Origin of the sequence: Mucilaginibacter sp. PAMB04274 (assembly GCF_039634385.2) — a bacterium.
Lineage (GTDB): Bacteria > Bacteroidota > Bacteroidia > Sphingobacteriales > Sphingobacteriaceae > Mucilaginibacter.
On the sequence record NZ_CP155081.2, the window covers coordinates 4,659,050 to 4,673,852 of the forward strand.

General features: G+C 42.5%; 15 protein-coding genes and 1 tRNA gene. 4 read left to right on the forward strand and 12 right to left on the reverse strand.

Going from position 1 to position 14,803, the window contains the following annotated elements:
- The first annotated feature begins 191 nt into the window (after positions 1-191).
- On the forward strand, positions 192-1,304 hold the full coding sequence (gene lpxB, locus ABDD95_RS19805; protein WP_345949088.1) for a lipid-A-disaccharide synthase: 1,113 nt from the start codon (positions 192-194) through the stop codon (positions 1,302-1,304).
- Positions 1,305-1,385: 81 nt separating this feature from the next.
- Here lpxB and ABDD95_RS19810 read toward each other — a convergent pair whose 3' ends face one another.
- The 4 genes from ABDD95_RS19810 to ABDD95_RS19825 form a co-directional block, all read right to left on the reverse strand.
- Positions 1,386-1,538 (reverse strand): hypothetical protein, encoded by a 153-nt coding sequence (locus ABDD95_RS19810; RefSeq protein WP_345949089.1) that lies wholly within the window; start codon positions 1,536-1,538, stop codon positions 1,386-1,388.
- A gap of 32 nt (positions 1,539-1,570) precedes the next feature.
- Positions 1,571-1,732: a hypothetical protein gene (locus tag ABDD95_RS19815; RefSeq protein WP_345949090.1), complete on the reverse strand. Its 162-nt coding sequence runs from the start codon at positions 1,730-1,732 to the stop codon at positions 1,571-1,573.
- 18 nt (positions 1,733-1,750) lie between these two features.
- Positions 1,751-1,942 (reverse strand): hypothetical protein, encoded by a 192-nt coding sequence (locus ABDD95_RS19820; RefSeq protein ID WP_345949091.1) that lies wholly within the window; start codon positions 1,940-1,942, stop codon positions 1,751-1,753.
- Positions 1,943-2,138: 196 nt separating this feature from the next.
- On the reverse strand, positions 2,139-3,329 hold the full coding sequence (locus ABDD95_RS19825) for an MFS transporter (protein ID WP_345949092.1): 1,191 nt from the start codon (positions 3,327-3,329) through the stop codon (positions 2,139-2,141).
- Positions 3,330-3,806: 477 nt separating this feature from the next.
- Here ABDD95_RS19825 and ABDD95_RS19830 point away from each other — a divergent pair.
- Positions 3,807-3,880 (forward strand) — tRNA-Ala (locus ABDD95_RS19830).
- 240 nt (positions 3,881-4,120) lie between these two features.
- Here the strand turns inward: ABDD95_RS19830 and ABDD95_RS19835 are convergent.
- Complete coding sequence (locus ABDD95_RS19835) at positions 4,121-4,837, reverse strand: DUF2071 domain-containing protein (protein WP_345949093.1); 717 nt, start codon at positions 4,835-4,837, stop codon at positions 4,121-4,123.
- 199 nt (positions 4,838-5,036) lie between these two features.
- Positions 5,037-5,264, reverse strand: a complete 228-nt coding sequence (locus ABDD95_RS19840; RefSeq protein WP_345949094.1) for a hypothetical protein — start codon at positions 5,262-5,264, stop codon at positions 5,037-5,039.
- A 244-nt stretch (positions 5,265-5,508) separates the two neighbouring features.
- On the opposite strand from ABDD95_RS19840, the gene ABDD95_RS19845 reads away from it, so the two are divergent.
- Both ABDD95_RS19845 and ABDD95_RS19850 read left to right on the forward strand, forming a co-directional pair.
- Positions 5,509-7,239, forward strand: coding sequence for an ATP-binding protein (locus ABDD95_RS19845; RefSeq protein WP_345949095.1), 1,731 nt, complete (start codon positions 5,509-5,511; stop codon positions 7,237-7,239).
- A 115-nt stretch (positions 7,240-7,354) separates the two neighbouring features.
- Positions 7,355-8,191 carry a hypothetical protein gene (locus tag ABDD95_RS19850; protein WP_345949096.1) on the forward strand — a complete coding sequence of 279 codons (837 nt, stop codon included), beginning with the start codon at positions 7,355-7,357 and terminating at the stop codon, positions 8,189-8,191.
- Between the two features lie 925 nt (positions 8,192-9,116).
- On the opposite strand, the gene ABDD95_RS19855 is transcribed toward ABDD95_RS19850, so the two are convergent.
- The 6 genes from ABDD95_RS19855 to ABDD95_RS19880 all read right to left on the reverse strand — a co-directional run bounded on the left by ABDD95_RS19855 (position 9,117) and on the right by ABDD95_RS19880 (position 14,732).
- Complete coding sequence (locus tag ABDD95_RS19855; protein WP_345949097.1) at positions 9,117-9,524, reverse strand: hypothetical protein; 408 nt, start codon at positions 9,522-9,524, stop codon at positions 9,117-9,119.
- 213 nt (positions 9,525-9,737) lie between these two features.
- Positions 9,738-10,127, reverse strand: coding sequence for a hypothetical protein (locus tag ABDD95_RS19860; protein WP_345949098.1), 390 nt, complete (start codon positions 10,125-10,127; stop codon positions 9,738-9,740).
- 42 nt (positions 10,128-10,169) lie between these two features.
- Positions 10,170-11,375: a glucuronyl hydrolase gene (locus ABDD95_RS19865; RefSeq protein ID WP_345949099.1), complete on the reverse strand. Its 1,206-nt coding sequence runs from the start codon at positions 11,373-11,375 to the stop codon at positions 10,170-10,172.
- Between the two features lie 6 nt (positions 11,376-11,381).
- Positions 11,382-12,725 (reverse strand): BNR repeat-containing protein, encoded by a 1,344-nt coding sequence (locus ABDD95_RS19870; RefSeq protein WP_345949100.1) that lies wholly within the window; start codon positions 12,723-12,725, stop codon positions 11,382-11,384.
- 101 nt (positions 12,726-12,826) lie between these two features.
- Positions 12,827-13,186, reverse strand: coding sequence for a response regulator transcription factor (locus ABDD95_RS19875; RefSeq protein WP_345949101.1), 360 nt, complete (start codon positions 13,184-13,186; stop codon positions 12,827-12,829).
- Positions 13,179-14,732, reverse strand: a complete 1,554-nt coding sequence (locus ABDD95_RS19880) for a PAS domain S-box protein (protein ID WP_345949102.1) — start codon at positions 14,730-14,732, stop codon at positions 13,179-13,181. Before ABDD95_RS19880 ends, ABDD95_RS19875 begins: the two co-directional genes overlap by 8 nt.
- Positions 14,733-14,803 lie beyond the last annotated feature (71 nt).

The following is a 14,803-nucleotide window of genomic DNA, read 5'->3' on the forward strand; positions in this document are numbered from 1 at the left end:
TTTAGCAAGTTATACCCCAACGTAATTATTCTTAATAAACCAGCTATCCCCTACCTGGTTGCACTTGGCATAAACTTGCTTATCATCCGGCTTTGCTATAAAAAAAATGCCGACGAAACCGGCCGTGGGGTGATGATAGCAACATTTGCCTGTATGTTATTATTTTTGTTCGTTTTTAAAATAAGGTTGACATGAAATATTACCTGGTAGCAGGCGAAGCCTCCGGCGATTTGCATGGCGCTAACCTTATAAAAGCATTAAAGGAACAAGACAAGGAAGCTGACTTCCGCTACTTTGGCGGTGACCTGATGCAGGCACAGGGCGGCACGCTGGTACAGCACTACTCAACCATGGCGTATATGGGCTTTGTAGAGGTAGCAGCCAACCTGCGTACTATATTGCGTAACATGAGGGCTTGCAAACAAGACATTGCCGCATGGCAACCTGATGTAGTTATTTTGATTGATTTTCCTGGCTTTAACTTAAAGATAGCCGATTTTGCTAAATCTGCAGGTTTACGGGTTTGCTTTTATATATCGCCCAAAGTGTGGGCATGGAACCAAAAAAGGGTTTATAAAATCAAAAAGGTGGTAGATCACCTGTTTTGCATTCTCCCCTTTGAAGTTGCTTTTTACAAGCAATTTAACATGAAGGTTGATTATGTAGGCAACCCCTTACTGGATGCCGTATCGGCCTTTAAGGCAGACGAGCAGTTTCTTGTAAAAAACAGATTGGAAGCTAAAAAGCTGGTTGCCTTATTACCCGGCAGCCGCAAACAGGAAATAAGCCGGTTACTACCCGTGATGGTAAAGGTTGCGGAGCTATATCCCGACTACCAATTTGTAGTTGCAGGAGCGCCATCTTTTCAGCCCCAATACTATGAGCAATATATGGCTGGCTCAAAGCTCCCCGTATTATTCAATGCCACTTATGATATATTATACCATGCACATGCAGCCATTGTGGCGTCGGGCACAGCAGTGCTCGAAACTGCTTTATTTAATGTACCGCAGGTAGCTGTATATAAGGCCAACCCTATTTTGATATGGGCCGGGCGGCAATTTCTAAAAATAAAGTTTATTACGCTTGTTAACCTTATAATGGACAAGCTAGTGGTAAAGGAGCTTATTCAGGAACACTGTAATGTAGAAAGCCTTAGCCTGGAGGTTGACCGCCTACTGCACGATGGCAGTTATATTGATGAGCAAAAAGCTAATTATGACAAACTGGATGGCTTAATGGGGCAGCCAGGCGCCTCCGCCCAAACAGCCGAACTTATAATTAAATATACCCAAAACAAATAAAGCTCCGGCATATGCGGAGCTTTATCTTTTTCATAGGTGATGTTGTAGAAGTTATATATAGGTAGATGGTAGATGTGCTGATTAAGCTGCTGTAGCAGTATTTACCTGCAATTGATTGCTAACAAACTGATTTTTTAGCTTAGATGCTTTTAAATCAGCCATTAGTAACTTTTTCAATTCGTTATCAAATTGACTCATCAATTTGGTGGCTTGTGGTTGAGTATTGTTTTTCATAGGTATATGTAGGTTGTGTGGTAGTATATTATTTAGGCAGCTAAGCTTTTAGCGTTAATGCTTTGTTTAATACTTTCAAGCAATTGGTTTTTGGCGCTTTTTACAGCTCTTAAATCTTGTAATAACAGGTTTTTTAATTCGGTATCAAAACTTGATACTAATTTGCTTATAGATGGTTTGCTGTAAGTTTTCATTGCTTTGATAGTTTTAAATTAATTATCAGTCTTCTTTTCTTTGTCAATGTGATCTTTTTCGGTCAGGTTGTCTTTGCGCCTTTTGGCCTCTTCATACTGCCTCTGTACCTGTTCTTCATCGCGTGCATCAGATGGTTTCTCAGGATTTTGCGGGTTTTCCCACTCCTGATCTTCGTTACCGTCTGGCTTACTATTATCAACAATTACCATATCAGTGAATTTGATAACTCTTGTTCCAATACGGTGCCAAAGTGGGACAAACTCGCTAAAATATTTTCAATAAGCTGATCATCAATGCCTAAAGTTGCGCCAACCAGCTTTATTAATGCAATAGAAGGCACCTTATTCAATAGCGAATATTAGTACAGTGTTGTATAGAATAGTCAGATACTGTATAGAATGGAAACTACCTGTCCTTTTTTAACAAACTTAGCAGGTGCACAATTAGGGCAATTGCAGACAGTGTTATACCAATAGCGCACACGCCGGTCCAATGGTAGCTTCCCCATATTTTAGCGGCCAGAAAAGTACCGGCCGACCCGCCGACGAAGTAAGACACCATGTAAACTGTATTGATACGGTTACGTGCGTTGGCATTAAGCGAAAAAATAATGGCCTGATTAGAGATGTGTGTAGCCTGTACACCCATATCCATTAGTATTACACCAATAACCAGCCCTGCCAGGCTATGGCTAAATACAGCAAAAAGGACGAACGAAGCTAGCACCAGTATTAAAGTATAAGTAATGAGCCGGTTGGTATCAGCCTTATCACTCAGCCTGCCTATAAAAGAAGCAGCCAATGCACCAAAAGCGCCAATTAAGCCAAATGCACCAGCCACAGCGCTGCCCTGGTTAAAGGGTGGCTCACGCAGTAAGAATACTAAGGTTGTCCAAAAAGCGCTAAAGCAGGCAAAACACAAGGCTCCCCTAAACGCGGCAAGCCTGAGCTTAGGCTCCTGCCGGGTGATGGAAACCAACGATTGCATTAAGCTGCTATAGCTGCCTTTATAGTCGGGCTCTACCTCGGGCACTACCAGCGCTATAAGAAGCCACATAACCAGCATCAGACCGGCGGCGATATAAAACATAGCCCGCCAGCCAAAGTGTTCGCCCACAAAGCCACTTACCGTACGCGAAAGCAGGATGCCAATTAACAAACCGCTCATAATAAAGCCAATCTTTTTACCACGCTCCTGCGGGTTAGCCAGATGCGCGCCCATAGCGACCAATATTTGCGGTATCACCGAAGTTAAGCCAATAAAGAAACTGCTTAACGCCAGTACCCATACTTGCTGTGCACTTGCCGCTAACAAAAGCGATGCTACTACAAAGGCAAAGTCAACCAGCATTAAGCGCTTACGCCTAAACATATCTGCCAGCGGAATAATAAACAATAACCCGGTAGCATAACCTATTTGGGTAAACATAGCCAACTGACCGGCCTCGCCATTGCTAATATGGAACGAAGTCGCGATATCACCTAGTAAAGGTTGGTTATAATAGATGTTGGCTACTACTAAACCGGTAGCCAAAGTCATTACCCAGAGGACGATTGGTGTAAGCTTTTGATGATGAGTTGATGAAACAGCAGACATGTTACAAATTAACGGCAAAATATACCGTTAATAGCTAAAAAACGTGATATCTGGATTGTTTGAGCATTAAGAGAATAAAATTTGTTTAAACAAGTAATATAGGCAATACTATTTGCCTATTTCAAATCAACACAAATCAATTAATTTAACATTTATTAACATTTAGAAGGAAAACATAACAGGTTAACAAAATAATGAGACTAGAAATAAATTATTTGTAATTTTTTTGAAAATAAATTTTGCAGTTAGAAAAGTAAGTGTTACTTTTACACCGTATTCAAAAGATACACACAAAAAAGTCTTCTCATAATTTAGGTTTATAATTGGTTAGTAAAGGCCTCCTGCCCATCAGGAGGCCTTGCTTTTTTTTACCAACTTTTTGTAAGTTAATTTAGCAGCAGATAAAAAAATCAAAAACTGTATCATACAAATTTGGCATAATGTAACTTTTTATTACTTTTGCCCACCCACACAAACGGGGGATTAGCTCAGCTGGCTAGAGCGCTTGCATGGCATGCAAGAGGTCATCGGTTCGACTCCGATATTCTCCACACAAATTAAGCTCATATCGAAGCATTTACGAATGTTCGATATGGGCTTTTTTGTTGGAATAGAGTTTGGAATGAGCCTGATTTCGAGGTTTAGTGTACCCCTTGGTGTTCCCCTTTTAAAAACGAACTGCTGACGGCAACACTATGGCAAGGTGGAGACAGAAAACTGTGGAGGCTCCCTAAAGAGGATATCCAGTTTTATGTACTACCTTGAAACAATTGCTATACTTAACGGATATGTTAAACATAACGCATATCGGCTATGGAGGACCATTCATGCTCAATGTCAGTCATCAGCAAAGCATTGTCAAACTGCACAGACCCTTTAGGAAATACCTTTTCATCCTCAAAGAAGCTTGACCTTACGTTGCTTACCTCTAACGGCTTCATGTTCCATCTATAAGTATTCAGGTGTAACCCATCATACTTACTGCCGTTAGGTGAATAACCTGTTGCACCCGCCTTAAAGAAGGCAGAAGCCTCCTGCAAGTCTTTAAAGATAGAGTGTGGCGGGAGGGAATGCGCCAGCTTCGCATCTACACTAATCATGGTAGCGTCTGAACTTTTAAAAGCAACATGATAATTGTCGGCTTCCTCCTTTACGTTAAATTTAGCATGGTAGTGCCTGCCTGGAAACACCCTGCCACCTACTAAAGCATTGAAGGCTGACGAGGTATCTCGCCTGGGTATGTAAACACCTTCCCGAAGTTTGCCGTCCTCCATCCATTCTACTGCAATACGGTGTGCTCCATTCTCAGACCCAATACCAATGAAGGCAGGCAGTCCTTTCGGTCTTACTTGCTTTAATCTAATCAGGCATATGCCTGCAATCGCTTTACTATTGAATGCTTTGGGAGTGAACGGAGCGGGTACTATGAATTTAGCCACATCCAAGTCAACTGTAAAGTTAACCAACATGCGTCTATCTATAATACCTCTTATGGTTGGGATTCTCATAATTAGTAACTAAGGTAGTGTATTGCTCTGATATTCTTAATTGCGAACCGTCCTACGCGAATTGAGCAGAGTCTGAGTGGAGGTAGCACTGACAAGGTACGGTCACTCATAATGCTTCACAAAGGCTTGGCGCGGTTTTGACTTGTTAGGCTTAATAGCAATGTACATAACTACCTAGTATCTTAAATTAGTATCAAGCTTAGAGCATGCACTTAAACCAATATTCCATCAGTTTATCATTCTCATATACTTCAATATCGCTTTCTCCTTCCGGAAATAATTGTATACTACCCAACCTTCCGTCAATTCTCAATGACCACTCTTCCAGTATTATTTTTTGAATATACTGCATCACCTGCTGCTGATTACCAGGGGTGAGAACCGCCTTCAAGTGCTTATTATAGCTTATAGAAAAAGGGAAAGACATACTGCAATATAGTACACAACCACATAACCTACAAGCAGTGAACATCCGTCCACTTCAGTATGTAGATTTTGCCATATGAGAGTGGAGAAGCCACTCAGAGATTAGTGCCTTATTACTCTTAGCTCTATGCGCCGCATAAGGTGAAGCGAACTGGCTGTAAATATCAGGTTATTCATAAAACATGGATTTTGCCTAACTTTGCTGCTTGTTTAGTTTTAGATAGATACCTCATACTTAGTAAGAAATGCAGATCAGGCGGGCAGCCCAATATATCAATAACTGGTCGGGTAGTGAAACACTTTTAAACGCACAAGTAAAGTTGTTTACGTTAATGCTTGCGGCTAACATCATCAAGGGAGGTTTATACCTTTATGACGCCATCTACCGATTTGGCGGTGATGGAAGCGGCAGGGCAATCCGCCTGATGGTTTCCTCTATTGTTATCATCCTTGTACTGCGCAGGTTCCCCAAAATTATTCATTGGGGCATTCACTATGCTGTAATTGCCACCATTGCCCATGTTTATTACCGAGCCTTCAATCAGTCGGTAGGGTTAGATGTGGTTACCCTTCAAGCCATTATTATGGTTATCATTTCGGGCTTTTACGGACTGGGTAAAAAGTGGGGAACTGTATATACGCTAATAGCAGTCGCATCAACGATATCAGTTCATTATATACCTTTCCGCTTTACAGGTTTGCATCCATTGCCCGAGGGTTTGAACGACATTTCTATCGCCGTAAACTGGCTGGTTATCCTGTTATCACACGTCTACTTTCATGGTGTGTTGTATGGCAACCTCAGAGCGAGCAAAACACTCAGCTTACAACTGGCAGAGGCAGCCCAGGCTAAAACTAACTTTCTGTCAACCATGTCGCATGAGTTGCGTACACCGCTAAATTCGGTGATTGGCATAGCCGGACTACTTATTAGCGATGAGGCTAACGCTAAGCAAAAGGAACAACTGGACGTATTAAAGTTCTCGGCCGAGGGTTTGTTAACGCTGATTAACGACATACTTGACATTAACAAGCTGGATTCGGGCAAACTGGAACTAGAGTCTACTCCTTTCTCATTGGAGCTACTTTTAAGCGGTATATCCCGTGGAATGGAATTCAAAGCGCATGAGAAGGGACTAAAATTCAAGTTTTCGATTGATAACAGGTTAAAAGGTAAAAGCTTTGAAGGAGATCCTGCCCGTCTCAGTCAGGTACTTTACAATCTTGTAGGCAACGCGGTTAAGTTTACTGAACAAGGCGAGGTAAGCCTAAGTGCAGAGATACTTGATAACAACGACTCTGAATTTGCAATACGGTTCAAGGTACGTGATACCGGGATAGGCATATCAGAGGAACAACAGAAACTGGTGTTTGAGCCTTTTCAGCAAGCTACTGCCAGTACCACGAGGAAGTTTGGCGGTACAGGTTTAGGACTGGCCATTGTTAAACAACTGGTAGAGATGTTTGGCAGCCAAATTAAGTTGGAAAGTAAGCTGGGTAGCGGAACGAGTTTTTACTTTGATTTGCCGTTGCAGCAGGTAGAGCAAGAGCCCATAGATGCAGGATCGATAGCAGAAACATCTACAGAGAAGAGCCTAAGTAATCTACGAATCTTGCTTGCTGAGGATAATATGATGAACATCTACTTTATGAAGCAGTTGTTTAAACGCTGGGATATATCGGCTGATATTGCCGAGAATGGAGCCGAAGTGTTGGAGCTACTGGAAAATAACGACTACGATGTGATATTGATGGATATGCACATGCCTGTAATGGATGGAATGCAGGCTACAGAAAAAATAAGGCAGATGGCTAATAGCACGAAAGCTAATGTGCATATCATTGCCCTTACAGCTTCGGTTTCTGATCAGATACAAAGGCGGGTAATCAGTTGTGGCATGAACGACTATCTGCACAAGCCTTTTCAATTGGAGGAGCTAAGAGAAAAGTTAGAGAACAGACTGCAACCAGCTTAGTAGCCTTCTTATGTTATTTAAACCTGTGCCAATACGCTCAGAACCATTATTATGCAATCCGATTTATCTGCATAAAAAATGATTTAACTTTAGCATACATTGTCTATTTTGCAATATGAACCTTATTGCAACTGGCAAGATTGCCGACTTCATTCATACGCATCCTGAATCACGAGTAACCTTACTAACCTGGCTAAAGGAATCTGATTACTGGATGGACCGGATGTTTGCCAATCATGATGGACATACAGCTGCAGGGTTTGGTAATGGATCGGCCCAGCCAGGCACAGGAGAAATCGTTGTCAATTATCATATAAACTTCTCGGCAAAGGCTGTCTGCATCAATGATATCAAAACGCAAGAGGAAGTCATGCAGGAAATCAAAGCACATCAGGAGAATCACTCAGGCTCTACCTCACACGTCAAAGTAGTTACAGTTACACTTACCCCACCACCACCCTTGGAGGACTACGACCATCTTGATGAGTTTGAGGCAACGGAAGATACCGTAAGCGTTAGTTGGCCAATGCCAGCATACAATTACCGGCAAGATTTAAAACAGGATGACCGGTCTGAATTAAATCCTGACGCCACATTTACTCTTAGTACAGAAGCTGAATACCTAACAGCGCTGGCAAGGGCAAATAGTCTCTTTAACAGTCAGCCTAAAGAATGGTCATACCCGGAGTTGATGTCCTTGCTTCCATCCATAGAACGTTATGAAAAGGAACAATTACGTTTTCCGACAATGAGTTTACAAGAAGTGATTATGCAGCGCACGAGTATGTTTGATCTGCCACAAGACTATCTGTCAATGCTGGTTGGTGGTAAAGACAACCTGGACGATTTACTTAATGGCAAAGTATTACCTATAGACACTATGGAGATACTCTTCAGGACACTCATGTTACGTTTTCCATTAAATGACCAGCGTTTCTTTGCGCAGTCGTAAAAACTTACATTATCGTACAAACTGCGCTACAAACGCTGTTGACTGGCAGACCGCTCAGAACCATACTGGCAATCCCATTTTTGGCTGACTGGCTGTGTTTAAAACCATTTGCACCTTACTCAACTAAATCACTTCTATTATACTGTTGCAATTTCAGGTTAATAGTTTTTAACCGCAATGTACATGAGTATTACGCCTCCTATATAGAAGAAAAAATGTGCGAAGGTCCTAATATTAGGTCCCTTGTCCAACGTTGACTTAAGGAAGCCCCTAATGTTAGGTTCGTTGTATTTCTGGTGAAACCTTACTTGAGTATTCCCGATGAAGTTGACAGCAACGTACATCCAATTAAACACAATGAAACTGGACAGCATCATCAGTATTATCTTAGCCCAGGTGCTTGCAAAGGCGTCTCCATATGCCGGTCTGGCATAATCTACCCATAACTTCATTGGATAAATAGCGGCTACAAAGATTAACGGATATAGCATCAATATCCATGTGTTGGACATTCTCTTGTTTAGGCCGTAATAACAGTAAGTAAAAACAACAACATAAATGAGATAAGCTATAACTTTTAACATACGGCTATCAAGTAATCATATAATCGGCTGTTCGTTTAGAAGCAGCAGTGAGTTAAAGCATTAACAGATATACGCCCCAAACGGTTTACAAAATAAAATAGCGCACTAAACCTGTATAATTATACAATGCATTTGCAGTTAAGCGGTTAACGGTCTTAGCCTGATAGATATTAGCTTGTGCCACTAAAGTCAGAACCACAGTATTCCCTTTTTTTACTTTGTTAAGCGAAAAAAGACATGGTGTGGAACTTTAGGTAGTTCCACCGATCTAGCGCATGTATTTCCCCTACTTACACGTTTTCTTCAATTCGTAAAGCTTTTTTTATTTCGGTTACATCCTGCTATTGTAACCCCAGGTCACTTTTTGGGTTAAACCAACGCTTAAGCATCATTTTAAGCTTATTGCCAAACCCATCATTATAATCGGTGGTTAGTATGATCGCATCTTTGCCTGGGAAATAAAGCATTAGCCTTTTAATAACAGACAGTGTATTTGCCACATGCGTCGAAAAGTCCTCGTTTTTATCCTGAGCATAGCGTATAGCCTCCAATGTTTCTATTTCGTTTTCCAATTCCAAGCTGAGGTCTAACTTTGTCTGCTTGCTTATTTCAGGATGCTCCAGTTCTAAAAACGCCAATAAATCCACATTAAAGATTTTCAGTAACGAATAGTTATCAAAACTATACGCATGGAATGATGCAATGAATTGCTCCAAATCAAATAAGGAGATATAAATTTGATGAGGCATTTAGCTAAAACAGAAAGTAAAAGGTATAATCGGTATTTCCTGCTATCAATTCAAAACGTTTAACCAACGCAATTATTATAAAATGCCTGGCAAAAATTAAGAAGTAAAGAAGTACTATTAATTACTATTAAAGCAACTTAAAGCTCTGCCGATAAAAAAAGCGGACAATTTACTAATCCACTTTTTAACTCAGTTGCCTGTATACAAGCTTTGTTACTGATACTGCTTTATATTTTTTATTTGGTCCGGTTCAGTTACCACCAGTTCCGGGCGATTTTTGAACATAGTTACTTCGCCGTAAAAACATGCTGGCTTACCTTTCATGGCAGCTGCATTAATTTTTACGCCGGCACCTTTAACGGTCACAGTTAAACGTTGATTTGGGTAGCGACCACCCAGGTTAAGCAACGTAAGCGCCTCACTTACCACCCGGTAATCATATACGGTGTCACAAACGGCTACTTTTTTGCCTACCTGTGCTGCTACGTTAGCTGTAGGTACAACTGCCGACCAATCAACCTGAACTTTAGCAGCATCCGTTTGTGCAGATGCATTGCCAAGTGACAGAGCCACCAATAATGCAGAGAATATTACAATTTTCATGATATGAAGATAAATAATCATTTTTCGGTAGTCCGCAAATTACTACAACGTTTTATACCGTTCCAGTGCTTCCATAAAGTAGTAGTCGGCATAGGTAAGGGGTACATCCACTTCGGTACCTTGGGGGATGTGCCCAACGCTGTGCTGCAAAATAAAGCCGCCGTTACTGCCCAGGGCTGCCTTGTATGGCGCTGCCGACAGGCTTTTGAGCATCGTTTGCGCACTGCCGAAGTAGCGCTGTGCCATGGCTTTATCCGTATAAGTGCACAGCTCCAGCAGGGCCGATGCCATCACCGCTCCTGCCGAGGCATCCCTCAAGGCCTTGGGAATGTCAGGCGCATTGAAATCCCAGTACGGTATCTTGTCTTTTGGCAGGTTGGGGTGGCCCAGGATAAACTGCGCAATGTGATTGGCCTGCACCAGGTACTTCTTATCGCGGGTATGGCGGTACATTACCGTATACCCATACAAGCCCCAGGCCTGCCCCCGGGCCCAGGCCGACTCATTGGCGTAGCCCTGGGCGGTACGCTTTTGTTGTACGGCGCCTGTCTGGGGGTTATAGTCGATAACATGGTATGAGCTGTAATCGGCTCTGAAGTGGTTTTTCATTGTGGTATTGGCATGGGTTACTGCTATCTTATAAAAGCTCGAATCACCGGTTACCCGGGTGGCCCAGAACAGCAGTTCCAAATTCATCATGTTATCAATGATCACCAAAAACTCCGGCTTTTTGGAATCCCATGATTTAATGCAGCCCACCTTGGGGTCAAAACGGGTGCACAGGGATTTGGCGCTGTTCAGCAGTATTTGCTTGTAGCGGGGCTTGGGGTCAACCTTTAAGGCGTTGCCAAAGCTGCAGTACATCATAAAGCCCAGATCATGGGTCGATTTGTTATACTGTTCTTTTTCCAGTGGCAAAAGGATACGGTTGGCCTCGGCCAGCAGTGCCTTATCATGGGTTTGCCTATACAGGTAAAAGAGCGTGCCGGGGTAAAAGCCGCTGCACCACCAGCCCGAGCCGCTGGTTTCCAAACTGTCGGTTTTGGCATAGTAGGTTTTGGGGAAGCGGTCTGCCTTTAACCGCGCAGCCAGCAGCTTGTACTGGGCGCCGCCATCCTTAAACTGCTGGCTTAAGGATCCCAGCAGCGCCTTATCTTTCTTGAAGCCCGTAGCCTTTTGTGCGTACGTTGATGATATGGTCAAAATACCTATCAGGCAGCTCAACCAAAATGTTTTCTTATATAGCATAGATTATTATTGTGTTTTAAGTTTGGGCCTCCATTCCAGCACCTCAACAGGCTGTGGCGCTACGTTGGCATTACCTTCACCATCAACCTGTGTAGTGTTTTGAATAAATAGGTTAAGTACACCACTATTCTTCCATAGCTCGGTATCATAAGTTGGTTCCCAGGAGCCAACCTGTCGGTTGTGCAGGCTTTCAACTTTCCAATTGTCCTTGCTTAAATCTCGGTTCACTGCTATACATATCAGGTTGGCCAGTTCTTCATCTCTAAAAATAATAGCCGCTGCGGTTTGCCTGCCGTTCTTCCATGCAATAATTTGCGGACGGGAAATGGGTATACGCTTGGTACCACCACCGCTTAAAGAAAATGCTGCTTTACGAAAACCCAGAATTTTAATATTCCATTTCTTTCCATCATGATAAACCAGGTGGTATTGTGGCACTGTTTGGGCGCTGTCGCGCCAGTAGGTAGCAATATAAGGGTGGCCTGCCGCATCAGCCACCATGGAGGTTTGATTTATGAGCTCACTTTTTTGCGGAATATGACAGGCATATTCGGCTGTACCAGCAGTGATGGGTAGTACATATTTTTCTCCGCTGGATTTTTGCCAGGTTACACCGCCATCTTTAGAACACGCATAAGCCATATCATGGTTACTGGATACATCAGGCGTTTCACGCCAAACCCATGAAAGATGTATTGTACCTGCCTGATCTACCGCCATTTGCCAGTACGCGTTGCGTTTGCCTTCGCCGTCAATCAGATTATCTTGCAGGCGCATCCATTTTTGCGTGCCTGTATCATAACTATTCAGTAGCAAATTGCCATTACCCGACCCGCCATCCCGATACAAGAACAACAAATTACCATTGGCCAGCTTGTAAAATTCCGGATAACTTATTTTACCTTCTTTTTGGCCGGTCATGCTGGCTTTAGGCCCTAACTGCAAAGAGCCAGGGGTTAAGCTTACGGCATAATTTAGGGGGTTATTGTGCTGCCCCCAGGCAACATGCAGATACCCGGCGCCATCAACTATAATACTGATGGATTTATGAGCGTCGCCGGCATCACCAGTAAAAGAGGTTTTGGCTACTTGCCATTGTTGAGTACCAACTTTACGTTTAGCCAGCACCACATACTGGTTCTTATCATAATAGGCTGCATATTGCCACTCTTTGTAAGTTACCAGCGAATTTTTACGGAATATAACCGTATTAACAGAATTGTTGGCCCAACCATCGGCAGCTATTGTCGAAACAGGGGAATTCTTTTGGGCAAAGCTGTTTGTTTCAATGCCGGTAAGGAAGATTACGCTAACGGCGCAAGCATTTAACCAGGTATAAAGCTTGGTCATGTACTTAGGTTTAAGCGCTAAAGATAGCAATTGCATAGCAACAGCCCCCTATTATTATCCTTTATCCTAGCTATTTAAGCTTATACGGCCATAGGCGTTCGCTATTGCAGCATATGCTGCACCCGGTTCACCAATTGGTCAATATCAAATGGTTTAGCAATAAAACTACTGGCGCCTGCCTCTTCTGCTATTTTTTTCCCTTCCGTACTGGCCGATATAACAATAACCGGCAGCCCTTTGGTTTGCGGATTACTTTTTAAGACCCGAAGCACCTGATCACCCGAAAGTACAGGCATCCATAGATCCAGCAGAAGCAGATCGGGTTGTTCCTTTTCAATAAGGCTGTATACGTTGAGGCTATTACGTTCTGGTATTACATCGTAACCGCTGTCCTCGAGCACAAAGGACACCATATCCAGAATACCCTCATCATCATCACATACGAGTATTTTTTTATTCATGGTTATCCTTTTCATTTAATGGAAGTGTAAAACTGAATGTAGAGCCCTTCCCTTTCTCACTCTCTACCCAAAGTATTCCGCCGTGGTTTTTTATAATCTGATCGCACACATATAACCCTATACCCATACCCGGAAAATGCTGTTGTATTTCGCCTGCACGATAAAAACGCTCAAAAATCCGTTTCTGATCATCGCTGCTTATACCCATGCCATAATCGGTTACGGATACTTTAAGGTAATTGCTCACTAACGATAAGTAAACCTGTACCTCGCGCGCATCAGGCGCATATTTTATAGCATTTGACAAGAGATTATTCATCACCTGTACCAAATGAGATTCATCACCGGTAAAATTGTTGGTCGATCTGCCTCTCACAATAATTCGATGCTCTTTATTAGCGGTCTGCATGCCTTCAACCGTTTCATAAATCATTTTGTCAAAATCAAACGGCTCTTTGTGTAGTTCTATGTTGCCGGTTTGTATGCGCGAAACATCCAGTAGCTCAGCAATTAATGTGTTAAGCCTTTCTACATAAAGGCCTGTCTTATCAACTATGTTTTTAAATTTTTCATTTGCCCCTTCGGGCATAAAACGAATCATCATTTGCACATAGCCTTTTATAGTAGTAAGCGGCGTTCTTAACTCGTGGCTGGCTATCGATAAAAAGTCGTCTTTCCGACGCTCTATTTCGCGTCGGTCGGTTATGTCTTCTATGGCGATAAGTATGCGGTCTTTATACTGCCCCTCTAATTCTACGCGATGAGCATTGAGCAACATTACCTTGCGGCCAATGTGCGGAAAATCATGTTCCACCTCAAAGTTCTCCACAGGGTTATTGGTTGGCAAAATACTTTCCAACAGTTCCTTTAATTTAGCGATATTCCATTGCCCGTTGCCCAGCTCATATAAACCTTTCCCCTCAGTTTCGCCAACCGATACTTTAAAGGTTTTCAGAAAATGATAATTTATGCTCAGAACCTTAAAATCAGGGTCTAAAACAATAAGGCTTTCACGTACGGTTTGATAGATACTGGCCAGGTACTCCTCGCTTTCCCTAATTACTTTGGTACGTTCCTCAATCTTCTTCTCCATCACGTCCTGCTGATGAAGCAATTCCAGTTCGGCTTTTTTACGGCGGGTAACATCGTGCTGCACGCCTATAAAATGGGTAACGTTGCCTGTAGCATTTTTTATGGGAGATACGTACAGCTCGTTCCAAAACAGTTCGCCTGTTTTAGTATAATTTCGTATTTCAACCACACAATGTTCACCCTGCTGTATGGCGTTCTTTATTATATCACGCTCTTTTTGGCTACGGTCCTCCCCCTGCAGTAAGCGGCAGTTACGGCCAATAATTTCCTTTCGGCTATAGCCGGTCATCTTCTCAAAAGCGGTATTGCAATAAATTATAGGATTGTCGGGTTGTTGATTATCGGTAATAATCATACCCGAAATGCTGGCATCAAGCGCCTGAGTAAGCAGCTCAAAGTCCCTATGCTGAGTCTCGGGCGAAAAAGAAAATTCTCCGTTAGTTAAGCTATCCAACTTTTAAATCTATTAAGTTATACCATGTGTTTACTGCTATTAGCTTTTATAAACTAATTACCAAACACATC